At 68.3% G+C, this 24,230-nt stretch carries 24 protein-coding genes, 1 pseudogene and 1 riboswitch; of the genes and pseudogenes, 17 read left to right on the top strand and 8 right to left on the bottom strand.

Annotated features, from left to right (window positions below):
* Window positions 1–33: 33 nt before the first annotated feature.
* The 4 genes from CLU95_RS11405 to CLU95_RS11390 all read left to right on the top strand — a co-directional run bounded on the left by CLU95_RS11405 (window position 34) and on the right by CLU95_RS11390 (window position 4,808).
* Window positions 34–1,083 carry an ornithine cyclodeaminase gene (locus CLU95_RS11405; RefSeq protein ID WP_099793164.1) on the top strand — a complete coding sequence of 350 codons (1,050 nt, stop codon included), beginning with the start codon at window positions 34–36 and terminating at the stop codon, window positions 1,081–1,083.
* 34 nt (window positions 1,084–1,117) lie between these two features.
* Complete coding sequence (locus CLU95_RS11400; RefSeq protein ID WP_099793162.1) at window positions 1,118–2,158, top strand: histone deacetylase family protein; 1,041 nt, start codon at window positions 1,118–1,120, stop codon at window positions 2,156–2,158.
* Window positions 2,159–2,314: 156 nt separating this feature from the next.
* Window positions 2,315–3,289 (top strand): Bug family tripartite tricarboxylate transporter substrate binding protein, encoded by a 975-nt coding sequence (locus tag CLU95_RS11395; RefSeq protein WP_099793160.1) that lies wholly within the window; start codon window positions 2,315–2,317, stop codon window positions 3,287–3,289.
* Window positions 3,290–3,611: 322 nt separating this feature from the next.
* The gene (locus tag CLU95_RS11390; protein WP_099793158.1) at window positions 3,612–4,808 is read left to right on the top strand and encodes a porin; all 1,197 of its coding nucleotides are present in this window, start codon (window positions 3,612–3,614) and stop codon (window positions 4,806–4,808) included.
* Window positions 4,809–4,940: 132 nt separating this feature from the next.
* Here the strand turns inward: CLU95_RS11390 and CLU95_RS11385 are convergent, their stop codons facing one another.
* Complete coding sequence (locus CLU95_RS11385) at window positions 4,941–5,765, bottom strand: HAD-IIB family hydrolase (RefSeq protein ID WP_099797231.1); 825 nt, start codon at window positions 5,763–5,765, stop codon at window positions 4,941–4,943.
* A gap of 264 nt (window positions 5,766–6,029) precedes the next feature.
* On the opposite strand from CLU95_RS11385, the pseudogene CLU95_RS11380 reads away from it, so the two are divergent.
* The 3 genes and pseudogenes from CLU95_RS11380 to CLU95_RS11370 all read left to right on the top strand — a co-directional run.
* Window positions 6,030–6,878 (top strand): annotated as a pseudogene (locus CLU95_RS11380) (ABC transporter ATP-binding protein); the annotation flags it as partial.
* Window positions 6,879–6,886: 8 nt separating this feature from the next.
* A complete protein-coding gene (locus CLU95_RS11375) occupies window positions 6,887–7,729 on the top strand; it encodes an ABC transporter permease (protein ID WP_099797229.1) in 843 nt (280 codons plus the stop codon).
* Between the two features lie 7 nt (window positions 7,730–7,736).
* Window positions 7,737–8,540, top strand: coding sequence for an ABC transporter permease (locus CLU95_RS11370; RefSeq protein WP_099797228.1), 804 nt, complete (start codon window positions 7,737–7,739; stop codon window positions 8,538–8,540).
* Between the two features lie 28 nt (window positions 8,541–8,568).
* Here CLU95_RS11370 and CLU95_RS11365 read toward each other — a convergent pair whose 3' ends face one another.
* The 6 genes from CLU95_RS11365 to phaP all read right to left on the bottom strand — a co-directional run bounded on the left by CLU95_RS11365 (window position 8,569) and on the right by phaP (window position 13,896).
* Window positions 8,569–10,197, bottom strand: a complete 1,629-nt coding sequence (locus tag CLU95_RS11365) for a peptide chain release factor 3 (RefSeq protein WP_099793154.1) — start codon at window positions 10,195–10,197, stop codon at window positions 8,569–8,571.
* Window positions 10,198–10,273: 76 nt separating this feature from the next.
* Window positions 10,274–10,873 (bottom strand): GNAT family N-acetyltransferase, encoded by a 600-nt coding sequence (locus CLU95_RS11360; protein WP_099793152.1) that lies wholly within the window; start codon window positions 10,871–10,873, stop codon window positions 10,274–10,276.
* Window positions 10,874–10,892: 19 nt separating this feature from the next.
* Complete coding sequence (locus tag CLU95_RS11355; protein WP_099793150.1) at window positions 10,893–11,966, bottom strand: alpha/beta fold hydrolase; 1,074 nt, start codon at window positions 11,964–11,966, stop codon at window positions 10,893–10,895.
* Window positions 11,963–12,403, bottom strand: coding sequence for a hypothetical protein (locus CLU95_RS11350; RefSeq protein ID WP_099797226.1), 441 nt, complete (start codon window positions 12,401–12,403; stop codon window positions 11,963–11,965). The genes CLU95_RS11355 and CLU95_RS11350 overlap by 4 nt, the downstream gene beginning before the upstream one ends.
* Window positions 12,404–12,446: 43 nt before the next feature.
* Window positions 12,447–13,376, bottom strand: a complete 930-nt coding sequence (locus CLU95_RS11345) for an alpha/beta fold hydrolase (RefSeq protein ID WP_099793148.1) — start codon at window positions 13,374–13,376, stop codon at window positions 12,447–12,449.
* A gap of 22 nt (window positions 13,377–13,398) precedes the next feature.
* On the bottom strand, window positions 13,399–13,896 hold the full coding sequence (gene phaP / locus CLU95_RS11340; protein ID WP_099793146.1) for a TIGR01841 family phasin: 498 nt from the start codon (window positions 13,894–13,896) through the stop codon (window positions 13,399–13,401).
* Window positions 13,897–14,137: 241 nt separating this feature from the next.
* Window positions 14,138–14,206: riboswitch (S-adenosyl-L-homocysteine riboswitch) on the top strand.
* A 65-nt stretch (window positions 14,207–14,271) separates the two neighbouring features.
* Here phaP and ahcY point away from each other — a divergent pair.
* From ahcY to CLU95_RS11320, 4 genes are read left to right on the top strand one after another with little or no spacing between them, the layout of a single operon-like run.
* Complete coding sequence (gene ahcY, locus CLU95_RS11335) at window positions 14,272–15,711, top strand: adenosylhomocysteinase (RefSeq protein WP_099793145.1); 1,440 nt, start codon at window positions 14,272–14,274, stop codon at window positions 15,709–15,711.
* A 5-nt stretch (window positions 15,712–15,716) separates the two neighbouring features.
* On the top strand, window positions 15,717–16,553 hold the full coding sequence (locus CLU95_RS11330; protein WP_099797225.1) for a TlyA family RNA methyltransferase: 837 nt from the start codon (window positions 15,717–15,719) through the stop codon (window positions 16,551–16,553).
* A gap of 10 nt (window positions 16,554–16,563) precedes the next feature.
* The gene (metF, locus tag CLU95_RS11325; protein WP_099793143.1) at window positions 16,564–17,388 is read left to right on the top strand and encodes a methylenetetrahydrofolate reductase [NAD(P)H]; all 825 of its coding nucleotides are present in this window, start codon (window positions 16,564–16,566) and stop codon (window positions 17,386–17,388) included.
* A 53-nt stretch (window positions 17,389–17,441) separates the two neighbouring features.
* Window positions 17,442–18,080 carry a septal ring lytic transglycosylase RlpA family protein gene (locus tag CLU95_RS11320; protein ID WP_099793141.1) on the top strand — a complete coding sequence of 213 codons (639 nt, stop codon included), beginning with the start codon at window positions 17,442–17,444 and terminating at the stop codon, window positions 18,078–18,080.
* A gap of 10 nt (window positions 18,081–18,090) precedes the next feature.
* On the opposite strand, the gene CLU95_RS11315 is transcribed toward CLU95_RS11320, so the two are convergent.
* Complete coding sequence (locus tag CLU95_RS11315; RefSeq protein ID WP_099793139.1) at window positions 18,091–19,050, bottom strand: 23S rRNA (adenine(2030)-N(6))-methyltransferase RlmJ; 960 nt, start codon at window positions 19,048–19,050, stop codon at window positions 18,091–18,093.
* A gap of 186 nt (window positions 19,051–19,236) precedes the next feature.
* Here CLU95_RS11315 and CLU95_RS30870 point away from each other — a divergent pair, with 186 nt between their 5' ends.
* The 6 genes from CLU95_RS30870 (at window position 19,237) to mdtD (ending at window position 24,222) form a co-directional block, all read left to right on the top strand.
* Window positions 19,237–19,836 (top strand): hypothetical protein, encoded by a 600-nt coding sequence (locus tag CLU95_RS30870; RefSeq protein ID WP_180288580.1) that lies wholly within the window; start codon window positions 19,237–19,239, stop codon window positions 19,834–19,836.
* Window positions 19,833–21,092 (top strand): S1C family serine protease, encoded by a 1,260-nt coding sequence (locus CLU95_RS11305; RefSeq protein WP_099793137.1) that lies wholly within the window; start codon window positions 19,833–19,835, stop codon window positions 21,090–21,092. The genes CLU95_RS30870 and CLU95_RS11305 overlap by 4 nt, the downstream gene beginning before the upstream one ends.
* Window positions 21,093–21,298: 206 nt before the next feature.
* Window positions 21,299–21,730 (top strand): 50S ribosomal protein L13, encoded by a 432-nt coding sequence (gene rplM / locus CLU95_RS11300; protein ID WP_056577471.1) that lies wholly within the window; start codon window positions 21,299–21,301, stop codon window positions 21,728–21,730.
* Between the two features lie 12 nt (window positions 21,731–21,742).
* Window positions 21,743–22,135: a 30S ribosomal protein S9 gene (gene rpsI, locus CLU95_RS11295; RefSeq protein WP_056577474.1), complete on the top strand. Its 393-nt coding sequence runs from the start codon at window positions 21,743–21,745 to the stop codon at window positions 22,133–22,135.
* A 197-nt stretch (window positions 22,136–22,332) separates the two neighbouring features.
* Window positions 22,333–22,698 (top strand): iron-sulfur cluster insertion protein ErpA, encoded by a 366-nt coding sequence (erpA, locus tag CLU95_RS11290; protein WP_056577477.1) that lies wholly within the window; start codon window positions 22,333–22,335, stop codon window positions 22,696–22,698.
* A 90-nt stretch (window positions 22,699–22,788) separates the two neighbouring features.
* Window positions 22,789–24,222: a multidrug transporter subunit MdtD gene (gene mdtD / locus CLU95_RS11285; protein ID WP_099793135.1), complete on the top strand. Its 1,434-nt coding sequence runs from the start codon at window positions 22,789–22,791 to the stop codon at window positions 24,220–24,222.
* Window positions 24,223–24,230: the final 8 nt, after the last annotated feature.

The raw sequence follows: 24,230 nt of genomic DNA, 5'->3' as shown, positions 1-24,230 counted from the left end.
GCGCCGTGCCGGGGCTACGCAAGGAGCCGCGCCATGACCCGCTTCATCGATGTTCACAGCCTGGTTCGCCTGGTGGATGAGACCGGCGTCCCGCAATTCCTCGTCACCCTGGCGGACGCGCTGCGCGACGATTTCCTGCGCTGGCGCGAGTTCGACAAGAAGGCGCGCGTGGCCAGCCATTCGCACCTGGGCGTGATCGAACTCATGCCCGTGGCCGACGACGGCGCCTACGCCTTCAAGTACGTCAACGGCCACCCGCACAACACGCAGGTCGGCCTGCCCACGGTCATGGCCTTCGGGGTGCTGGCCGAGGTCGACACGGGCTACCCCGTGCTGCTGTCCGAACTCACGCTCACCACCGCGCTGCGCACGGCCGCCACCTCGGCCATGGCCGCCAAGGCGCTGGCGCGGCCCGACGCGCGCAGCCTCGCCATCATCGGCAACGGCTCGCAGAGCGAGTTCCAGGCGCTGGCCTTCCATGCGCTGCTGGGCATCGAGCAGGTGCGCGTGTTCGACACCGACCCGCACGCCACCGACAAGCTGGTGCGCCACCTCGCGGCCTGCACGCCGATGGAGATCGTGCGCGCCGGCTCCACCGCCGAGGCGGTGCGCGGCGCCGACATCGTGACCACCATCACCGCCTACCAGGGCCACGCGACGGTGCTCACGCCCGACATGATCGAGCCCGGCATGCACATCAACGCCGTCGGCGGTGATTCGCCCGGCAAGACCGAGCTGCACCCCGACGTGCTGCGCGGCGCGCGCGTGTTCGTCGAGTACGAGCCGCAGACCCGCATCGAGGGCGAGATCCAGCAACTGCCGCCCGACTTCCCGGTGCACGAGCTGTGGCGCGTGCTGGTGGGCGAAGTGCCCGGGCGCGAGCGGCCGGATCAGGTGACGGTGTTCGACTCGGTCGGCTTCGCGCTGGAGGACTACACGGCGCTGCGCTGCATCCAGCAGCTGGCGCTGGAGCGCGGCGTGGGCCGGCAGATTGCGCTGGTGCCCGAGCTCGACGATCCGAAGGACCTGTTCGGTCTCACGGCCTCGGGGCGGCGCCGGGCGGTGCTGCGGCGTGCGGCATGATGGCAGGCCCTGTCGTCACGCTTTTCGCTGCTTCATGCTCACCATCTACAACGACCAGCACGCACTGCACCAAGGCAAAGTCGAAATGTTCCGGGGCGAGCTGGTGCCCTGCTTCGAGGTGCCCGCCCGCGTCGACCATGTGAGGCACGAGCTGGAACGGCGCGGCCTCGGCCCGCTGCAGGCGCCCGATGCGTTCGATGAAGCGCTGCTGGCGAAGGTGCATGCACCGCGCTACCTCGACTTCATCGCCCATGCCTGGGACGAGTGGGTGGCGCTCGACGCCACCAATGCCACGCGCGACGCGCTGCCCTCGTACTGGCCCACGCGCGGCATGCGCACCGACGTGCTGCCGAAGAGTTTTCCCGCACGCCTGGGCCTCTTCTCGTTCGACGCCGGCACGCCGCTGATGGCCGGCAGTTGGGTCGCTGCGCGCCATGGCGCGGCGTGCGCGTGGACCGCGGCGCAGCGCGTCATCGGCGGCGAGCGCAGCGCCTTCGCGCTCACGCGCCCGCCGGGCCACCACGCGGGCGCCGACTTCTTCGGCGGCTACTGCTTCGTCAACAACGCCGCCGTCGCCGCGCAGGCGCTGCGCGACGCGGGCGTCGAACGCGTGGCCGTGCTCGACGTCGACTACCACCACGGCAACGGCACGCAGGCCATCTTCTACGAGCGCAGCGACGTGCACTTCGCCAGCCTTCATGGCGACCCGCTCACCGACTACCCGTACTACCTGGGCCATGCCGACGAGCGCGGCGCCGGCAAGGGCGAGGGCTTCAATCACAACCTGCCGCTACCGCGCGGCACCGATTTCACGGCCTGGCGCGCGGCGCTCAAGACAGCGCTCGACGGCATCGCGAAGGTCAAGGCCGGCGCGCTCGTGGTCTCGCTGGGCGTCGACACCTTCGAGGGCGACCCGATCTCGGGCTTCAAGCTGAAGAGCGACGACTACCTGCGCATGGGCGAAGACCTCGCGCGCGCGGGCCTGCCCACCGTGTTCGTGTTCGAGGGCGGCTACGCGGTCGCCGAGGTGGGTGTGAACGCGGTCAACGTTCTCGAAGGCTTCGCGCAGAAGTAACCGAAGCTGAAGCTGCCCCGCTGCTGACGCACAGGCGACTGCGCTGCCTGAATAGGCCCTGGTTTCCCCGGGAAATCAGGGGAGCCCCGATTGCCTTCGACCACCGGGCCGGGCCCAATCGGCGCTTTCCCAAGTTTCATCAGGAACCCGTCAGCCATGCTTCGCCGCTCTTCGCTCCTCTGTGCCGCCACGCTTGCCGCGTGTGGCCTCGTCTCCCCGCTGGCGGCCTTTGCGCAGCAGGCCTTTCCCTCCAAGCCCATCAAGCTGGTCATCGCCTTTCCCGCCGGCGGCCCGACCGACATCACCATGCGCCAGCTGGCCGACAACGCCAGCAAGATTCTTGGCCAGCCCGTGATCATCGACAACAAGCCCGGCGCTGGCGGCACGCTGCCCGCGCAGGCGCTGCAGACCGCGCAGCCCGACGGCTACACCGTCGCGCAGATTCCGCTGGGCGTGTTCCGCCTGGGCTACACCACCAAGATCAACTGGGACCCGCTCAAGGACATCACCTACGTGCTGAACGTCACCGGCTATGCCTTCGGCATCGTCGTGCCGGCCGACAGCCCGTTCAAGACCTGGGCCGACTTTGTGGCCTACGCCAAGGCCAACCCCGGCAAGCTCACCTACGGCTCGACCGGCAACCTGACCAGCCCGCATCTCACGACCGAAATCATTGCGCAGAAGGCCGGCATCACGCTGCAGCACGTGCCCTACAAGGGCAGCGCCGACCTGATGCTGGCCGTGGTCAGCGGCCAGCTCATGGCCGCCGCCGACAGCACCGGCTTCGCGCCGCAGGTCGAGGCCGGCAAGCTGCGCGTGCTCAACACCTGGGGCGACAAGCGCCTGGCCAAGTTCCCCGACGCGCCCACGCTGAAAGAGCTGGGCTACGACGTGGTGCAGAACTCGCCCTTCGGCATCGGCGCGCCCAAGGGCACCTCGCCCGAAGTCGTGAAGAAGCTGCACGACGCCTTCAAGCAGGCGATGGAAGAGCCGAGCTACGTCGCTTCGCTCGGCCGCTACGACATGCTGCCCAACTACATGAGCTCGGCCACGTACACCAAGTTCGCGCAGGACACGGTGGTGCGCGAGAAGGTGATCATCGACAAGCTGGGGTTGGCGAAGGAGAAGTGAGGCGGGAGAAACACGGCAGCGACCACGGTCGCTGCTGAACATGGATTCCGTCCGTTTCTATGCACGTTGTCGACGACGTGCATAGAAATTCGATTTTTCGATGCACGTTTTCGGCCTGCGCCCTGCAGCGTCTACCCGATCCCCGATCGGTGTCCCAAACTCACCCCCTAAAACCCTCCGTAACCTAGGCGTTAACCCTATGTAATCCCTTTGTCTTCCAGTGAGGGAAAACTCGGACCCAGTCTCGCGGCAACAAGGCCCGGACGTCCCAAAGTCGCGCCCGGTTTCGGCGCAGCGGCATCCCCATCCTGGAGTGACCTCAATGAAAAAATCCCTGCTTGTTCTGGCTGCCATCGCAGCCTGCGGCGCCGCGTCGGCGCAATCGACCGTGACCCTGTTCGGCGTGGTCGATGCCGCCTACCGCAACGTAGCGAACAAGAGCGTTTCGACCACCCCCTTCGGCCCCGCCTACAGCGTGAAGGCCAGCCGCAGCGAGCTGGCGAATTCGGGCCTGAGCTCGAGCCGCCTCGGCTTCCGCGGCGTGGAAGACCTCGGCGGCGGCCTGTCGGCCAGCTTCTGGCTCGAAGCCCCGATCACCAACGACGACGGCGCCACCGGCGTGTCGAGCTTCACCCGCCGTTCGACGGTGAGCCTGGCAGGCAGCTTCGGCGAACTGCGCCTGGGCCGCGACAAGACCGCGACGGTGATGAACGAAGAACAGTTCGATCCGTTCGGCGACACCGGCATCGGCGGCTCGCTGATCATCGACGCCAACGAAGCCAGCATGTCGGGCAGCGGCTACGGCAGCAACAGCACCTACAAGCGCGCGAGCAACATGGTGCAGTACTTCCTGCCGCGCCTGGGCGGCCTGTACGGCAACGTGGCCTACGGCCTGGCCGAGCAGACGCGTCTGTCGCCCGACACCGCCGCCAGCACCAACACCGGCCGCCACATCGGCGGGCGCCTGGGCTACACGACGGGTCCGTTCGACATCGCCGCCAGCTACGCGCAGAACGACACCAGCTTCACGTCCGGCAGCGGTGCCGCCGCCGTGGCGCGCCCGGGCAAGATCAAGACCTTCAACCTCGGCGCGACCTACGACTTCGGCGTGGCCAAGCTGTTCGGCGAAATCTCGCGTTCGAAGGACGAGCGCAACGCGCTGAACATCTTCACGACCGGCCAGGACGTGGACCTCACCGGCTACCTGCTGGGCGTGACCGTGCCGGTCGGCCCGGGCGTGATCCGCGCGTCGTACTCGCAGGTCAAGTACGACTTCAACCGCGTGCCCGTGTTCGGCGTGAACAACGCCGATCCGAAGGCCAGCAAGCTCGCGCTGGGCTACGTGCACAACCTGTCCAAGCGCACCGCGCTGTACGGCACGGTCGCGCGCGTCAGCAACAAGAACGGCGCAGGCCTCACGGTGGGTGCAGGCCCGTCGTACGCCACCACGTTCAACCGCACGGCGCTGCAGGCCAAGAGCTCGATGGGCTACGAGTTCGGCATCCGCCACACGTTCTGATGGTCTGACCCACGGGTCGCGCGCCGCGCGACCCGCACCCCCGCAAGTTTCTCCAAGGGTCGTTCAACCGGTCCATTCGGCCCGCCCTGTGCGGGCCTTTTTTTTGTCAGCGACCTTGGAAGAAGGCGCGACTCAGCGCGCCGACAGCACCGCGTGCGCGGCCTCGGCAAAGCCCGCGCCGCGCTCGCCCTGCGTCACGTAGCGCGGCAGGTGCTCCAGCTGCGGCACGAAGCGCGCGACGTTCGCCACGCCGATGCTGTGCGCGAAGCTGCGGAACATCAGCTGGTCGTTGGTGGAGTCGCCCACATAGGCCCAGCGGTCCATCTCGTCGTCGAGCGTGCGGCCCCAGAGCTCGCGCACGATCCAGCGCGCGCCTTCGAGCTTGTCGTTGTCGCCGTACCAGCCGTTGATGTGGATGCTGCTCACGGTGGCGTGCATGCCTTCGCCGCGCATCAGTGCGACGACGCGCGCGATGGTGTCGTCGTCGAGCGTCACGAACTCGCTGTGGTCGATCGCGATGTCGGTCTCGCGCCCGGGCGAGTCGGTGGCGCGGCCGGCGCCGGGAATCTCGCGCTCGATGCGCGCCAGCACGGCTTGCATGCGCGCGAAGTTGGCGGCGCGCGTGGCGGCGTCCTGCTGGTAGCGCTTTTCGACACCCCCGTTCGGCGCAGGCCGCAGCGCCACCGCGCCGTTCTCGGCCACGATGGCATCGACCGGCCAGCTGTTCACGAAGGGCAGGCTCCAGCCCACGGGCCGGCCGGTGATCGCCACCACCGCGAGGCCCGCGGCCTTCAGGTCGGCCAGCGCCTTCAGCGCGTCGGGCGTGATGGCGCCGTCGGTGGTCAGCGTGTCGTCGATGTCGGTGAACACGCCGGTCAGCGTCGCGCGCGCGTCGGCGGGCCAGCGCGTCAGCGGCAACAGGTGGTGGGGCGAAGCGGGCAGGGGAGGCGAAGACATCGAAGACATGGGGCAGGATTCTCGGGAGGGCCCGTGATCGTACCGGCGCTTTCGTGTAGCATCCCGCCCCCGCCGCGCTTTCAGGGCCGGCGCGGCGCTCTGCTTCTTTCTTTCACCATGCCTCACATCCTCGTCGACCACCTCCGCAAGACCTACAAGGTGTCCGAGCGCGACCCCGGTCTGCGCGGGGCGCTGCGCGGCCTGCTGCAGCGCCGCCACCGCACGGTGGAGGCGCTGTCGGACGTGTCGTTCGCGCTGGAGCGCGGCGAGCTGCTGGGCTTCATCGGGCCGAACGGTGCGGGCAAGTCGACCACCATCAAGATCCTCTCGGGCATCCTGCGGCCCGACGGCGGACGCGTGGAAGTCGACGGCCGCGACCCCTTTGCCGACCGCGAGCGGCACGTGGCGCGCATCGGCGTGGTCTTCGGCCAGCGCACGCAGCTGTGGTGGGACCTGCCCGTGGGCGACGGTTTCGACCTGCTGCGCGACATCTACCGCGTTGACCCGGTGCGCTACCGCAAGACGCGCGACGAGCTGGTCGCGCTGCTGCACCTGGAGCGCGTGCTCGACCAGCCGGTGCGCCAGCTCTCGCTGGGCCAGCGCATGCGCGCCGAGATTGCCGCGGCGCTGCTGCACGAGCCCGACATCCTGTTCCTCGACGAGCCGACCATCGGCCTCGATGCACCCTCGAAGCTCGCCGTGCGCGACTTCGTGCGGCGCGCCAACCGCGAGCGCGGCACCACCGTGCTGCTGACCACGCACGACATGCACGACATCGAGGCCCTGGCCCAGCGCGTGATCGTCGTCGGCCACGGCCGCGTGCTGGCCGACAGCCCCGTCGAGGCGTTGCGCGCACAGGTGCTGGCCGAGCGTCGGCTGGTGGTCGACTTTGCACAAGACGCCACGCTGCCCGCGCACGTCGACGGCGCCACCGTGCACTCGCGCGACGGCCAGACGCTGGTGCTCGACTTCGACCCCAAGCAGACCCCCGCCCCCGCGCTCATCGCCCGCATCGCCGGTGCGCACGCCGTGGAAGACATCCGCCTCGAAGGCCTCGCGATCGAAGCCGTCATCGCGCGCTTCTACGCCATGCACGGAGCGGCCGAGGCGTGAAGCCGCCCATGGGCCTGCGCGACCTCGCCCGGCCGTATGTCGCTGCGTTCGTCTCGCGCTTCCTGCAGATGCTGCAGTACCGCACGGCGGCGCTCGCGGGCTTTGCCACGCAGTGCTGGTGGGGCGGCATCAAGGTGATGGTGTTCGCCGCGTTCTACAGCGGCAGCGCCATCGCGGGCGCGGCCTCGTCGATGTCGCTGGCCCAGGCCATCACCTACACCTGGCTCGCGCAAGGCCTGCTGGTGCTGATGCCCTGGCTCGGCGACCCAGAGGTGGCGCAGGCCGCGCGCACGGGTGCGGTGGCCTACGACCGGCTGCGCCCGGTGGACGCGTACGCGCTGTGGTTCGCGCGCACCGCTGGATGGATCGCGGCGCGCCTGCTGCCGCGCGTGGCGCTCATGGCGGCCTTCGCGGCGGTCGCGTTGCCGCTGATGGGGCTGGGCGACTGGGCCTGGCAGCTGCCTGCGAGCGCGATGGCTGGCGCGGCGTTCCTGCTGTCGGTGGGGCTCGGCCTCTTGCTCTCGACCGCGATGGTGATGCTGCTCAACGTGGCGACCACGGCAGCGCTCAACGAGCGCGGCATCCAGGCGGTGGCGACTCCCGTGGTCATCGTGTTCTCGGGCAACCTGCTGCCGCTGGCGCTGCTGCCCGACGCCTGGCAGACCGCGCTGCTGGTGCAGCCGCTGGCCGGGCTGATCGACATTCCGGCGCGGCTGTACTTCGGGCAGCTGAACGGGTGGCACGCGTTGGCCGGCCTGGGGCTGCAGTGCTTCTGGATCGTCGCGCTGGTCGCGTTCGGGCGGGTGACGATGGGGCGGACGATGCGCAGTCTGCAGGTGCAGGGTGGCTAGGGTGCGCATGGGGTCGCTCTCTCTTTTCTTCCGCCTCATGGCCGCCTCCATCAGCGGCCAGGCCAGATACCCCGCGTCCGCACTGCTGCTCACGATAGGCCAGTTCCTCGGCACAGGCATCGAGGTGGTCGCCGTCTGGGCGCTGTTCCATCGCTTCGGCGAAGTGCAGGGCTGGGGCATCGGCGAGGTCGCGCTGTTCTATGGCCTGGTGAACTGCATGTTCGCCCTCGCCGACGCATTGGGCCGCGGCTTCGACGTGCTGGGCACCGAGTTCCTGCGCACCGGCACCTTCGACCGGCTGCTGCTGCGCCCGCGTCCGCTCGCGCTGCAGCTCATGGGCCACGACGTGCGCATCAGCCGCCTCGGCCGTCTGCTGCAGGGCCTGCTCGTGCTGGCCTTCGCGACCGTGCAGGCCGACATCGCGTGGACCCCGAGCGCGGTGGCGGTCGCGCTGTTCGCCATGGCCGGCGGCATCGCGCTGTTCCTCGGCATCCTCGTGCTGCAGGGCACGCTGTCGTTCTGGACCGTCGAAAGCCTGGAGATCGCCAACGTGCTCACCTACGGCGGCGTGCAGGCGGCGCAGTACCCGCTGGCGCTCTATGCGCAGTGGTTCCGCCGTGTGCTGACCTTCATCGTGCCGCTGGCCTGCGTGGCGTACTACCCGGTGCTGGCGATTCTGGGCAAGCCCGATCCGCTGGGCGCGCCGGCCTGGGTGGGATGGGTGTCGCCGCTCGCGGGCTTCGTGTTCCTCGCGGCGGCGTTCGGTGCGTGGCGCCTCGGGCTGCGCCACTACACCTCGTCGGGCAGCTGACGCGCCCGACGGTCATCCGATCGATCGATCAGCCCGCGCTCTGCAGCGCCAGGCCCGCGTGCTCGCGCAGCGGATGGAAGTGGATCTTCGGAAAACGCTCCTGTGCCAACCGCACGTCGTAGGGCGAGGTGCACAGGAAGGCCAGGGTGTCGGCCGCGTCCTTGGCCATGCGCACCGGGTACGCGTGGACGAACTCGCGCAGCTCGGCCGGCGTGTCGGCCGTGATCCAGCGCGCGCCCGTGTACTGGCAACCTTCGAGCCGCACGTCGGCGTCGTACTCGGCCTTCAGGCGGTGCTGCACCACTTCGAACTGCAGCTGGCCGACGGCGCCCAGCAGCATCGGGCCGCCGACCTCGGGGCGGAAGACCTGGATCGCGCCTTCCTCGCCGAGCTGGGCCAGGCCCTGCTGCAGCTGCTTGGTGCGCAGCGGGTTCTTCAAGATCACGGTCATGAACAGCTCGGGCGCGAAGAAGGGCAGCCCGGTGAACTGCAGGTTCGCGCCGTCGGTGATGGTGTCGCCCAGCTGCACGCCGCCGTGCGTGGTGAAGCCCACGATGTCACCGGCGTAAGCCTCTTCCACCGCCTCGCGGCGCTGGCTCATGAAGGTCACGACGCTGGTGGGGCGCAGCTCTTTCGAGGTGCGCTGCACCTTGAGCTTCATGCCCGGCGTGTACTTGCCCGAGGCCATGCGCACGAAGGCGATGCGGTCGCGGTGGTTGGCGTCCATGTTGGCCTGCACCTTGAAGACCACGCCCGCGAAGTCCTTGTCCTCGGGCTGGATCTCCTTCACCACCGGCTGGCGGTTGACCAGCGTGGTGCTGGTGCGCGACTGCGGTTGCGGGGCCAGGTCGACCAGCGCGTCGAGCACTTCCATCACGCCGAAGTTGTTCACCCCGGAGCCGAAGAACACGGGCGTCTGCTTGCCCGCCAGGAAGGCCTCGCGGTCCCAGGTGGGGGAGGCGCCGGTGGCGAGCTCCATGCTTTCCATGGCGTGCGCGAAGTCGGCGCCAAAGCGCTTGGTCAGCGTGTCGCGCTCAGTGAGCGGAATGGTCTCGAAGTCGTGCGGCAAGCGCTCGCTGCCCGACTCGAACACCGTCATCGCCTGCGTGCGCAGGTTCATGATGCCGCGGAAGCTCTTGCCCTGGCCCACGGGCCAGGTCATGGGCACGCAGGGCATGCCGAGTTCGCGTTCCACCTCGTCCAGGATGTCCAGCGGCTCGCGCACTTCCCGGTCCATCTTGTTGACGAAGGTGATGATGGGCGTGTCGCGCTGGCGGCAGACCTCGATCAGCCGGCGCGTCTGCGCTTCCACGCCGTTGGCCGCGTCGATCACCATCAGCGCCGAGTCGACGGCGGTGAGCACGCGGTAGGTGTCTTCCGAGAAGTCCTTGTGGCCGGGGGTGTCGAGCAGGTTGATGACGTGCTCGCGGTACACCATCTGCATCACCGACGAGGCCACCGAGATGCCGCGCTGCTTCTCGATTTCCATCCAGTCGGAGGTGGCGTGGCGCGAGGCCTTGCGGGCCTTCACCGAGCCGGCGATCTGGATCGCGCCCGAGAACAGCAGCAGCTTTTCGGTCAGCGTGGTCTTGCCGGCGTCAGGGTGGGAAATGATCGCGAAGGTGCGACGGCGGCGGGTTTCGGCAAGAAAAGACAAGGTGGGCAATCTGCAGGGGAATCCCCCGATTTTAGGAGGCCGCCCCGCAAACCCCCTCAATCCCCCGCCGATGGGCCTAAAACGCCTCCGTCACCCCGTATGCCCGCATCTGCGCCTCGACCTGCGCGGCGTCCTGGCTCAGCACCACGAGGTCGTGCGCCTTGCCCTCGCGGTCTTTCACGTGGCGCGTCAGCAGGGCCTCGGGCCGGAAGCCCAGGGCCTGGAAGACGGCGATGGCGCCGCGCTGGTCGACGGTCATCTGGGCGACGATCTTTTCGTGCCCGTGCGCGAAGGCCAGCGCGCAGCCCTCCTGCGCGAGCTGCTGGCCCAGCCCGCCGCCGCGCAGCGTGGGCGACACCAGCACGCGCAGCTCGGCGACATGGCCCGACCACGAGTGCGGGTCGCGGATGACGGCGGCGCAGCCCAGCACGGCACCGTCGCGCACGGCCAGCACGCTGTCGATGTCGCCGCGCTCGATGGCGCGCACCCATGCGGCCATCACCTTGGGCTCGGTGATGTCGCGCGGCAGAAAGAGCAAGTCGTGCGCCGGCAGCGCCTGCGCGAAAGCCAGCACGGCGGGGGCATCGGCGCCGGTCATGAGGCGCAGGGCGATGTTGCCGTCCGCGTGGGCGACGGTGCGCGGGTAGGTGCGGGAAGAAGAGGCGGTCATGGGCATGAGGTGAGGGTTGTGTTCATCAGATGGAGCGCACGCCCAGCCACTCGTCGAGCTTGGGCCACAGCCGCCGCACGGCGTTGGTGCCGGCCGCCAGGCTGACGTGGCCGCCCTTGAGCACCACCTCTTCCTTGTCGGTAGAGCCGATGCCGGCAATCAGCGGCTGCCCCGCTTCGTAGGGCACGATGTGGTCGTGCTGCGCCAGCGCATGCAGCACCGGCACGGTGATGTTCTTCAGCAGCACCTTGCGCCCGCCGAGCACCAGCTCGCCCTTGTGGAGCTTGTTGTCCCACATGAGCTCTTTCACGGTCTGGCGGAAGTACTCGCCGGCCAGCGGCAGCATCTCGGCGCCCCAGCGGTCGAACATGCGGTACGACTTGACGAACTCGTCGTTGGCCATGTTGTCCCACAGCTGCACCAGCCCGGCGCCGCGCCCGGCGGGGCGCAGCATGTCGAAGGAGGCGAACAGCATCTCGGGCGGCACGTTGCCCACGGTGTCGATGAGGCGGTCGACGTCGAAATAACGCCGGTCGGACCACGCATGAAAGAGCGTCATGCGGCTGAAGTCGATCGGCGTGGTGAAGAGCGCCAGGTTCTTCATCGGCCCGTCGGGATGCAGCGCGGCATACAGCGTGGAGAGCACGCCGCCCATGCAGTAGCCGGCGAGGGTGACGTCTTCTTCGCCCGAGTCTTCCTGCACGCGGCGGATCGAATCGGGAATGAAGTCGAGCACGTAGTCTTCGATGCGCAGGCGCTTCTCGTCGGGGCGCGGCGCGTTCCAGTCCATCACGTAGACGTCGTAGCCCTTGAGCAGCAAATACTCGACCATGCTCTGGCCCGGCGCGAGGTCGAAGATGTAGGCGCGGTTGGTGGTGGCCATCACCATGAGCACCGGCACGCGGTAGATCTCGTCGACCATCGGGCGGTAGTGGTACAGGCTCAGCGTGCCGCGCCGGTGGATCTCGTCCTTGGGCGTGAGGCCGACGGCGGGCGCGGTCGAGGTCAGGAAGTCCAGCCCCTTGATGTTGCGCTGGATGGTGCGCTCGATCTCGCCGCGGATGTCGGGCAGCTGGAAGGTGTCGGGCGGCGCGCTCATGGGCGGCGCTTTCCGGCGGGGCGTTTCTTCGGGGCGGCGGCCTTGGCGGCCGGTGCAGGCGTCGCCGCCGCGGGCGGTTGTTTGGTGCGACGTGGCCGGGCTGGCGCTGTTGCGGCATCGCCGGTCCGTGTGGCAGGCCCGGCCCCGCCTTCCAGCGCACGGCGAATACCAGCCAGGTGGTCGTCGATGCGGTGCAACTGCTCACCCAATGCCTGCAGGTCGCCGCGTGTCGGCAGGTTCAGCAGCGTGAGGTAGCGCGCCATCAGGTCGCCCAGCGCCTTCTGCGCGGTGAGCGAGGCGTTCATGCCGCCGTGCATGCCCTGCCGGAACGGGTCCGAGGCCATGGTTTCGTTGGCGAATTCGTTGGTGCTTTTTTCCCACTGGGCCGTGAGCTCGCGCCACATGGCCATGGGATCGAGGGACGGAAACTGACTCATCAAAACACCTCCGTCTGGGTCTGTTGTCGTGTTTGTTTTTTCTTCAGTGATCGTCGCGTCGCGCCGCCTGCGCGGTGTGCGCCGCAATCGCCTCGGTGATCTGCGGCCACATCGATATCGGCAGCGCGTGGCCCATGCGCGGAATGCGCAGCAGCTTCGCGCCGGGAATGGCCTCGGCCACGTCGATGCCGCAGGCCACGGGCACCAGCGGATCGACGTCGCCGTGGATCACCAGCGTGGGCACCTGCACCGCGCGCAGCGCCGGCTTGCGGTTGCCCGACGCGAACACCGCCGCCAGCTGGCGCGCCACGCCGCCCGGGTTGAGGCCGCGCAGAAAGGCGAGCTGCGCGCGCTCGGCATCGCGGGCCTCGTCGAGCGGAAAGGCGTCGGGCCCGCGCAGCACGCGCCACACCTTCGCGTGGTGCGGCAGGTAGGCCTCGAAGCTGGTCGGCGTGGGCGCGAACAGCACCGCCAGCGCCTCGGGCGTGGGCGGCGGCAGGGCCGGATCGCCGGTGCTCGACATGATGCTGGTGAGCGAACGCATCCGGCCCGGGTGATGAATGGCCATCTCCTGACCGATGGCTCCGCCCATCGACGCCCCCACGATGTGAGCGCGCGCGATGCCCAGCGCGTCGAGCAGGCCGGCGCAGTCGTCGGCCATGTCGCGCAGCGTGTAGGGCACCTGCAGCGGCCGGCCCGCCATGGCCTGCAGCATCAGCGCCTGGATGTCGGGCACGCCGGCGTGCGGCAGGTGGGTGGAGTGGCCGATGTCGCGGTTGTCGAAGCGGATCACGTGGTGCCCGCCGGCCTGCGCCAGGCCGGCGCAGAACGCGTCGTCCCAGGCGACCATCTGGGCGCCGAGGCCCATGACCAGCAGCAGCGGCGGCGCCTCGGGGTCGCCGAAGCTGTCCCAGGCCAGTTCGATGCCGTTGGCGCGGGTGCGCCGTTCGGTGCGGGGTGGGACGGCGGTCATGCGGGGCGCTGTTTGCGTTGCGTTACTTGCGCTGCAGCAGCTTCGTGACCTCGTCCACGTTGGACTGGATGCGCTGGCGCACCACGTCAAAGGCATCGGCCTGCGACTTGGCGGCCAGGGTGGCCAGCTCCTTGATGTCGTCGACGGCGCGCTGGAACGACTGGCGGCCCAGCTCGTCGAGCTTGGCGAGGTTTTCCTTCGGGTCCTTGCCGGGCATCGCCTTGGCGGCGGTCTGCCATTCGCCGATGGCCGTCTTGATCATCTCGGTCTGTCGCTGCACCACGGTCTGCAGGCCCTGGTAAGACTTTTCGTTGGCCTGCATCAGCGCCTGCAGGTCCTTGCGCCCGCTGTCGAGCAGCTTGCCGGCGCCGCCGGTGAGGTTCAGGTTCTGCAGGCGCTCGGCCATGCCCTTGAGGTTCTTCATCGGATCGAGCATGTCCGCGGCGGACGGCGCCGCCTGCTTCGTGCCGGCGCTGGTGGCGGTGGTTTTGTTCGCGGCGGCTTTCTTGGCAGTGGCCATGGTGCGGAATCTCCTGTGTCGGGTGATGAAAACAATCGAACGGGTGGATGCAGGCAGCGGCCGGGCGGCCGGGGCCCGCCGCCACGATACGCCGGGCCGGCGTGGCTCAGGGCGGTCGAAGCGCGGATTTGCCTGCGGAGTTTCCCGAGGTGGCCCATGCGACGCCGAAGCCGCCCGCGCTTTCCGTGATGTGGGATGTCCCGGTCGATTGGCGGGCGGAACGGCCGCGACTACAATCCGGCGCTCCGAGGAGCGTTGCAGCGCCGTCAGGCGTGAGGCTCGGACCACATCGCAACCACGCTCATCCGCTGTTCTCGCGGTGAGTTTTTCTTCCCCGTACGCAGTGGCATCTTTCAAACCAGTTTTGGAGTTCTCATGAGCGCTGTACTCAAGCCCACCCCCGTCTCGACCGCCGACCAGGCGATTGCCGACCTGTCCCTTGCCGCCTGGGGCCGCAAGGAAATCCGCATCGCGGAAACCGAGATGCCCGGCCTCATGGCCATCCGTGAAGAGTTCTCGAAGGGCCAGGCCCTCAAGGGCGCGCGCATCACGGGCTCGCTGCACATGACGATCCAGACGGCCGTGCTCATCGAGACGCTGCAAGCCCTGGGCGCCGAAGTGCGCTGGGCCTCGTGCAACATCTTCTCGACGCAAGACCACGCCGCCGCCGCCATCGCCGCCGCCGGCACGCCGGTGTTCGCCATCAAGGGCGAGTCGCTGAAGGACTACTGGGACTACACCCACGCCATCTTCGACTTCGGCCCCAAGGGCTCGAAGGGCGAAGGCCCGAACATGATCCTGGACGACGGCGGCGACGCCACGCTGCTCATGCACCTGGGCCAGCGCGCGGAGAAGGATCTGGGCGTGCTCGCCAACCCGACCAGCGAAGAAGAACGCATTCTTTACGCCGCCATCAAGGCCAAGCTGGCCGTGGACGACACCTGGTACACCCGCAAGTCCGCTGAAATCATCGGCGTGACCGAAGAGACGACCACCGGCGTGCACCGCCTGAACGAGATGAGCGCCAAGGGCACGCTGCTGTTCCGCGCCATCAACGTGAACGACTCGGTCACCAAGAGCAAGTTCGACAACCTGTACGGTTGCCGCGAATCGCTGGTCGACGGCATCAAGCGCGCAACCGACGTGATGATCGCCGGCAAGGTGGCCTGCGTGGCCGGCTACGGCGACGTGGGCAAGGGCTCGGCCCAGGCCCTGCGCGCACTGAGCGCCCAGGTGTGGGTGACTGAAATCGACCCGATCAACGCCCTGCAAGCTGCCATGGAAGGCTACAAGGTCGTGACCATGGAGTACGCCGCCGACAAGGCCGACATCTTTGTGACGACCACGGGCAACAAGGACGTCATCACGCACGACACGATGGCGAAGATGAAGGACCAGGCCATCGTCTGCAACATCGGCCACTTCGACAACGAGATCGACGTTGCGTCGATCGAGAAGTACGAGTGGGAAGAAATCAAGCCGCAGGTCGATCACATCACCTTCCCGGACGGCAAGAAGATCATCCTGCTGGCCAAGGGCCGCCTTGTGAACCTGGGCTGCGGCACGGGCCACCCGAGCTTCGTGATGTCGTCGTCGTTCGCCAACCAGACCATCGCCCAGATCGAGCTGTTCACCAAGCCCGACGCCTACCAGGTGGGCAAGGTCTACGTGCTGCCCAAGCACCTGGACGAGAAGGTCGCGCGCCTGCACCTGAAGAAGGTCGGCGCCATGCTCACCGAGCTGACCGACGCCCAGGCCGCCTACATCGGCGTGAGCAAGAACGGCCCTTACAAGCCGGACACCTACCGTTATTGATCCGCGTGCGCGCCGATCAACTGTTGGTAGAGCGCGGCATGGCCGCCTCGCGTTCGCAAGCTGTCCGGCTCATCGCCGGCGGCATGCGCTGGCGTGACGCGGGCACGAGCGACGCGTGGCGCAATGTCGTCAAGAACAAGGACGAAGTGCCCGAATCGGCCGAGCTCGAACTCGCCGACGCCGCCGAGGCACGCTACGTGTCGCGCGGGGGCCTCAAGCTCGAAGGCGCGCTGAAGGTCAGCGGCGTCGACCCGACAGGCAAGCTCTGCCTGGACGTCGGCCAGTCGACCGGCGGCTTCACCGACTGCCTGCTGCAGCACGGCGCCGCCAAGGTGGTGGGCATCGATGTGGGCCACGGGCAGCTGCATCCGCGCATGCGCGAGGACGAGCGCGTGGTCGCCATCGAAGGCGTCAATGCGCGGGCGTTGTCGCCGGCCGATCTGCAGGTGAATGAGGGTGAAGACGAGGACGCCGAAGTCGGTGAAGTCGACGAAGCGATCGAAGCCCCGGCCGAGCCGCGCTTCGACCTCATCGTCGGCGACCTGTCGTTCATCTCGCTCACGCTGGTGATGCCGGCCGTGGTGCAGTTCCTGGCCGACGACGGCCAGTTGCTGATGCTGGTCAAGCCGCAGTTCGAGCTGCAGCCCGGCCAGGTCGGCAAGGGCGGCATCGTGCGCGACGAGGCGATGTACGCGGTGGTCGAGAAGCGCCTGCACGACGCCTGCGCGGCGCTCGAGCTGAAGGTGCTGCGCTGGTTCGACAGCCCGATCGCCGGGGGCGACGGCAACCGCGAGTTTTTCATTCACGCCGTTCGTGCTGCCAAGGCCGGCGACGGTTCCTAAGGAGACGCAGGTGCGCCTTCCGCTGAGTTTCGAATTCTTCCCGACCAAGACGCCCGAAGGCGCGGTCAAGCTGCGCGCCGTGCGCCAGCAGCTCTATGTGCGCAAGCCGCAGTTCTGCTCGGTCACCTACGGCGCGGGCGGCTCCACGCACCAGGGCACCTTCGGTGCGGTGCAGGAGATCCTGGCCGAGGGCGTGGACGCTGCCAGCCACTTCTCGTGCATCGGCGCCACGCGCGCCACCGTGCGCGAGCAGCTGGCCGAGCTGAAGGCCATGGGCGTGAAGCGCCTCGTCGCGCTGCGCGGCGACCTGCCCAGTGGCTACGGCATCGGCGGCGAGTTCCAGTACGCGAGCGACCTGGTCGCCTTCATCCGCGAAGAGACCGGTCGCGACTTCCACATCGAGGTGGCCTGCTACCCCGAGATTCATCCGCAGGCGCGCTCGCCCGAAGCCGACCTGCAGGCCTTCGCCACCAAGATGAAGGCGGGGGCCGACTCGGCCATCACGCAGTATTTCTTCAGCCCCGAGGCCTACTTCCGCTTCGTCGACGACGCGCGCAAGCTGGGGCTCGACACGCCGATCGTGCCGGGCATCATGCCCATCACGAGCTCGACGCAGCTCATGCGTTTTTCGGATGCTTGCGGCGCCGAGATTCCGCGCTGGATTCGCCTGCGACTGCAGGGCTTCGGCGACGACACGGCCTCGATCAAGGCCTTCGGCCTGGACGTGGTGACCGAGCTGTGCGCGCGCCTGCAAGCGGGCGGCGCACCCGCGATCCACTTCTACACGATGAACCAGTCGGCGGCCACGCTGGCCATCCTGGAGCGCCTGGATTGAGAGGGCTGCGCGCGGTCGCCGTCGCGGTCTCCTGCGTGCTCGCAGGGTGCACCATGCCGCCTGCCACGCAGGACAAGGACGCGGACACCGCCGCCACGCCGGCGGCGTCCGGCAAGCGGCTGCAGCCGCTCGGACGCGGCCTGGCCGTGCCGCCCGGTGCCGCCCCGCGCTCGGCCGTGCCGTCGGTGCGCTACGACCTCGCGGTGTCGGGCACCGGCGAGTCGCTCGACGATGGCGTGCCTGGCGATGAACCGCGCGAGATCTTCGAGCGTGGCGGGGCCTCGTGGTACGGCATCCAGTTCCACCAGCGCAAGACTGCCAACGGCGAGCGCTTCGACATGGGCGCCATGACGGCGGCCCACAAGACGCTGCCCTTCAACACGCGCGTGTGCGTGCGCAGCCTGGTCAACGGCAGCGAGGTGCTGGTGCGCGTCAACGACCGCGGGCCCTTCACGCCGGGCCGCATCATCGATTTGAGCCGCGCCGCGGCCGACCGCATCGGCCTCACGAGCATGGGCATCAAGCAGGTGGCGCTGTCGGTCATCGACCGCGAAGGCATGCGCTGCGGCGGTCAGGCCGTGGCGGCAGACGATCTGCAGCCCGCGCTGCTGCCCGAGGCGCCGACGTCGCGCGTGCGTGCGCCGGCACCTGCCCGCAAACGGGCGGCCGTGCCGCCGCGCAAGCGCCGCTGAGCGGCCTGCCTCAGCCGCCGCTCTCGAGCGAGTAGGCGGCGTTGCGGTCTTGCGCCAGGCGCTCGGCCAGCTGCGGCAGCGCCTCGGCCAGTTGCGCCTTCAGCGTGTAGGGCGGGTTGATCAAAAACATCCCGCTCGCCGGCAGGCCCGGGCGCTGCGTTTCGCCCGACGAGGCGTCCTTCGTGATCTTGCTCGACTTGACCGTCAGCGTGGCGTGCAGCCACGACTTGCCGGCCTTGGTCGCCATCGTCTTCAGGCGGCGCGGCAGGTCGTGCGCCTCGGGGCGCGGAATGATCGGGTACCAGACCGCATACGTGCCGGTGGCGAAGCGCTTGAGCGCCTCGGCCGCGAAGTCGAGCACGCGGCCGTAGTCGGTCTTCATTTCGTAGCTCGGGTCCATCAGCACCAGCGCGCGGCGCGAGGGCGGCGGCAGGAACTTGGTGGCGCTGCCGAAGCCGTCTTCGGTCAACACGGCGATCTGCCGGCCGGCTTCGAGCTGCGCGATGTTGGCGCCGAGCGTGCGCGAATCGGTCGGGTGCAGCTCGAACAGCTTGAGCTTGTCGTGGTCGCGCAGCAGGTGCTGCACGATGAACGGCGAGCCGGGGTAGACGCGGGCGCCGCCCTTGGGGTTGAAGTCGTGGATCACGCTGAGGTAGCGGGCGATGGCTTCGGCGACCGGCTTCTCTTCAGCGGGGGCTGCGGCCTTCTTCGCTGCCGATTTCGCGGCGGGGGCGGGCGTTTCGGCCGCTTTTTTCGGCTCGGGGAAGAAGCGCAGCACGCCGTCGGCCGCTTCGCCGCTGGTGCCGGCGTAGTCGCCGTCGAGCCGGTACAGGCCGGCGCCGGCGTGGGTGTCGACGACGGTCAGCGCGGCGTCTTTTTCAAGCAGGTGGTCGAGGGTGGCAATCAGGACCGTGTGCTTGAGCACGTCGGCGTGGTTGCCGGCATGGAACGCGTGGCGGTAACTGAACATGGAATGAGACCTGAAAAAGTGAAAAAGGGAGCGCTAGACTCGCGCGGCGCTACATTGATTTACAAAACACAACGAGGGGCAGCAATGCGAGGAGCCGGATGGCGATTTTGGGGCCTGTGCGTCGGCGCGGGCGTTTTGTCTATTTTGACGGGCTGCGCCTCGGTCACCCACGGGACGACCCAGAACGTGAAGATCGAGACCCTGTCGCCCGAAGGCAAGGTGGTCGACGGAGCCCGCTGCCGGGTCTCGAACGATCGCATGGACGCCGTGGTGCGCTCCGGCCTGACCCTGCCGGTGCGGCGCTCGGGCGACAACCTGAACATCGAATGCACGCAGGCCGGCCAACCGCCGGCCCGCGGCCAGGCGATCTCGCGCGCCAACGTGGGTCTGGTCGGCAACGTGATGATCGGCGGCCTGATCGGCGTGGCGATCGATTCGGGCACCGGCGCAGGCTTCAACTACCCGAGCTGGATCCGGCTGATCTTCGGCGAGGTGCGCAGTTTCGACCGCACCGCGCAGACCGGCGACGAGGCGACGGTCGGCATGAAAACCGGCACGACCGAGATGGCGGCCGCGCCGGCGCCGAAGACCGCCGCAGCACCTGTGCCTGTGCCCGCGCCAGCACCGGCCGTGGTGGCGCCTGCGCCTCCTCCTTCTTCTCTTCTTCCTCCCGTGGCGGTCGCACCGGCCGCTCCAGCGCGCCCCGCGCCTGCAGCACCGTCCGCGGCGCCTGATGCCCGCGTCTCGATGGACGACCTGCGCGGCCTGCTGCCTGCCAAGCCGTGAAGCCGGTCTGGACGAACCCCGCGCCGTGGCTGTGTGCCGCAGGCGCCTTGCTGGCCGCCGGCCACGCCGCCGCACTGGAGCCTGACGCCCTGTTCGCCAAGCTGACGGGCAGCGTCTGGGCTGTGCGCACCTTCGACGCGCAGGAGCGCCCGCTGCGCGCCGGCAGCGCCGTGGTGATCGCGCCCGGGCGCCTCGTCACCAACTGCCACGTGCTCGCCAAGGCCAGCAATTTCGTGGTCAAGCGCGACAACGTCACCTACGGCGCCACGCTTGAGTACCCGGACCCGGGGCGCGACCTGTGCCAGATCAAGGTCGCCAACTTCACGGCCACCCCGGTGACCCTGGCGCCCGCCGGCGGCGCGCGCGTCGGCCAGCGCGTGTACGCCATCGGCAACCCGCGCGGGCTGGAAAACACGCTGAGCGAAGGCCTCTTGTCGGGCCTGCGCGGCGGCGACGGCGAGGCGCGGCTGCTGCAGACCACGGCGGCCATCGCCCCCGGGTCGAGCGGCGGCGGGCTGTTCGACAGCGACGGCCGCCTGCTGGGCATCACCACTTTCGCCGCCCGCGACGGCGGCAACCTGAATTTCGCGATGCCGGCCGAGTTTTTGGCGGAATTGCCGGCCCGCGCCCTGGCGCAGCTGGCGGCACGGGCCCGTGAACCCGAAGGTGGCGTCCGCCGCAGCGTCGGCCTGGCGCTGGCGGAGCCGCTGCGCGCGGGAGACGCGCTCGAATACGTGCGCACCGACCGGCTGACCGGCAACCGCACGCCGGTGATCTACCGCGTGGACCGGGTCAACGGCGACGAGGTGTCGTTCAACGCCGGCAGCCGGATCGAGAAGACCAACGGGCAGGTAGTGTCCATCACATCGCCAGCCGGTGGCCTGTTCGACACTGCATCGCCGCCAGGCGGCTGGGCCTTGCGCAAGGACGATATCCAGCCCGGCATGCGTTGGCAGCTCGACTACGTGACGACCACCGGCGACCGGCTGCGGCACGAACTCACCGCCTCGGTGGGTGGCGAGCACACGATGCGCGTGGACGGCGTGGAATTGAACGTGATGCGCATCGGCTATGACGGCTGGATCTTTGCCTCCAGCACCACCAGCCTGCCGCTGACCGGCGCCAGCACGCGCTTTCGGGGCGCCGCCTGGTACAGCCCCGAACTGGGCCGGATCGTCCGTTTCGAGGGCGAATACCAGCGTGGAGTCTCCTCGGGGGCCAACGAGAGCCTGGAGCTCGTCCGCATCCAGCGCTGAGGCCCACGGAAGGCCGGGAATTGGCCGTTTGGCCATTTCTTCATATAATCGCGGGCTTCGCAGCGTTTTTGTAGCCCCGCGGCGAAGGCATGTTCACCTGCTCATCACTGGGCGGGCAGGCATGAAAACCCACCTAAGAGATTCCCAGCAGAGGAACGCCGACCGTGGAAAAGGGCTCGCCAAACCCTCTTTCAAGAGAAAAACTCATGACCAAAACGTTCAGCGCCAAGCCCGCTGACGTGACGCACGAGTGGTTTGTGATTGACGCGACCGACAAGGTCCTCGGACGAGTAGCCAGCGAAGTTGCTCTCCGTTTGCGCGGCAAACACAAGGCCATTTACACGCCTCACGTCGATACCGGTGACTACATCGTCATCATCAACGCCGCGCAACTGCGCGTCACCGGCGCCAAGTCGATCGACAAGGTGTACTACCGTCACTCGGGCTACCCGGGCGGTATCACGGCGACGAACTTCCGCGACATGCAGAACAAGTTCCCGGGCCGTGCCCTGGAAAAGGCTGTCAAGGGCATGCTGCCCAAGGGCCCGCTTGGTTACGCGATGATCAAGAAACTCAAGGTGTACGGTGGCGCTGAGCACCCGCATACCGCCCAACAGCCCAAAGTGCTGGAACTGTAAGGAGCCTTGAGAATGATTGGTGAATGGAACAATGGCACCGGCCGTCGCAAATCCAGCGTCGCCCGTGTGTTTCTGAAAAAAGGCACCGGCAAGATCACGGTCAACGGCAAGGACATCCAAGCGTTCTTCGGCCGTGAAACCTCGATCATGATCGCCAAGCAGCCCCTGGCGCTGACCAACAACCTCGAAGCTTTCGACGTGATGGTCAACGTGAACGGCGGCGGCGAATCGGGTCAAGCCGGCGCTACGCGCCACGGCATCACCCGTGCCCTGATCGACTACGACGCAACGCTCAAGCCCGTCCTGAGCCAAGCCGGCTTCGTGACGCGTGACGCGCGTGAAGTCGAACGTAAGAAGGTCGGTCTGCACTCCGCCCGTCGCCGCAAGCAGTTCAGCAAGCGCTGATCCCCTGCTCGTTGCGAGACAAGAAGCCGCCCTCGGGCGGCTTTTTCGTGGCCGCGTTCCCCAGGTGCTCTTGGCGGATGCGGCGTTCGACCCCACTTGCGATGGGTGCTCGCCACAGTCGGCCTGCCGAAAATGCGGCATTGCAGTAGCATTCGTCCCATTGGCCGCCACAGCGGCCCCCCAAGGAGTTTCACCCCATGAGCGCTGTTGCCGAAAACATCCAGACCCAGATGCCCGAGCCGATCGTCTTCACCGACAGCGCGGCCGCCAAGGTCGCCGACCTGATCGCCGAAGAGGGCAACCCCGACCTGAAGCTGCGCGTGTTCGTGCAGGGCGGCGGGTGCTCGGGCTTCCAGTACGGTTTCACCTTCGACGAGATCACCAACGAAGACGACACCACCATGACCAAGAACGGTGTGTCGCTGCTGATCGACGCCATGAGCTACCAGTACCTGCTCGGCGCCGAGATCGACTACAAGGAAGATCTGCAGGGCGCCCAGTTCGTCATCAAGAACCCGAACGCCACCAGCACCTGCGGCTGCGGTTCCAGCTTCTCGGCCTGATGCCCGGATGCTGCTGACCAGCCCCCTCGAAAAAGCCGCCTCCGGGCGGCTTTTTGCTGCCTGTCGTTTTCCTGAACCTGTGCCCCTCCGATGACGTCTGAAGCCGCCGTTCCCGTCGATCCCTCCCGCAAGAGCCTGCTGTGGCTCGTGGCTGTCGGCTTCTTCATGCAGACGCTCGACGCCACCATCATCAACACGGCGCTGCCCGCCATGGCCGCCAGCCTGGGCGAGAGCCCGCTGCGCATGCAGTCGGTGGTGGTGGCTTACGCGCTCACGATGGCGATGCTGATCCCGGCCTCGGGCTGGATCGCCGACCGCTTCGGCACGCGGCGCATCTTCTTCTGCGCCATCGTGCTGTTCGCGGCCGGCTCCGTGTTGTGCGCGCTCTCGCAGGGGCTGGGGCAGCTCGTGGCGGCGCGGGTGGTGCAGGGGCTGGGCGGGGCGTTGCTGCTGCCTGTGGGGCGCCTGGCGCTGCTGCGCACGGTGCCGCGCGGCGAGTTCCTGCAGGCGATGAGCTTCGTGGCGATTCCGGGGCTCATCGGGCCGCTGCTGGGGCCCACGCTGGGCGGCTGGCTGGTGCAGTACGCCTCCTGGCACTGGATCTTCCTGATCAACGTGCCGGTGGGCCTCGCGGGCTGCATTGCCACGCTGCGCTACATGCCGGACCTGCGCGGTGCCCTCCAGAAGCGCTTCGACAGCGTGGGCTATGCGCTGCTGGCCTTCGGCATGGTGGCGATCTCGCTGGCGGTCGACGGCGTGTCGGGGCTCGGGCTGCGCCAGGGCGGGGTGATGGCGGTGCTGATCTTCGGCTTCGCCGCAGTGGTCGCCTACTGGCTGCGTGCGGCGCGCACGCCGGAGCCGCTGTTCTCGCCCGCGCTGTTCGGCATTCCGACGCTGAGCATCGGCCTGCTCGGCAACCTGTTCTCGCGCCTGGGCAGCAGCTGCATGCCTTTCCTGGTGCCGCTGCTGCTGCAGGTGTCGATGGGCTATTCGCCGGTGCGCGCCGGGCTGATGATGCTGCCGGTCGCGCTGGCCGGCATGGCGATGAAGCGCTTCGCCGCGCCGCTGATCACGCGCCACGGCTACCGCCGTGTGCTGGTGGCCAACACGGTGCTGGTCGGTTGCACCATGGCCAGCTTCGGCCTCACGGCGCCGGGGCAGCCGCTGGCGCTGCACCTGCTGCAGCTGCTGGTGTTCGGCGCGGTCAATTCGCTGCAGTTCACGGCCATGAACACCATCACCCTGAAGGACCTCGATGGCGGCATGGCCAGCAGCGGCAACAGCCTGCTGTCGATGGTGCAGATGCTGGCGATGAGCCTGGGCGTGGCCGCAGCAGGCGCGGTGCTGGCGGGCTACAACGGCGTGTTCGGCACCACGACGGCGGTGCAGACGCTCGATGCGTTCCAGGCCACGTTCGCGACCATGGGGCTCATCACGGTGGCTTCGGCGCTGATCTTCTGGCATTTGCCCGCAGAAGTGCGAGCGGCCCAGCCTGCGCAGCCGGAAGTTTCCGGCCAGGGTTGAGCGAAAAA

This window comes from Variovorax sp. 54, assembly GCF_002754375.1.
In the GTDB taxonomy this organism is placed as follows: Bacteria; Pseudomonadota; Gammaproteobacteria; order Burkholderiales; family Burkholderiaceae_C; genus Variovorax.
This window is presented reverse-complemented; position numbering and strand designations above follow the sequence as displayed.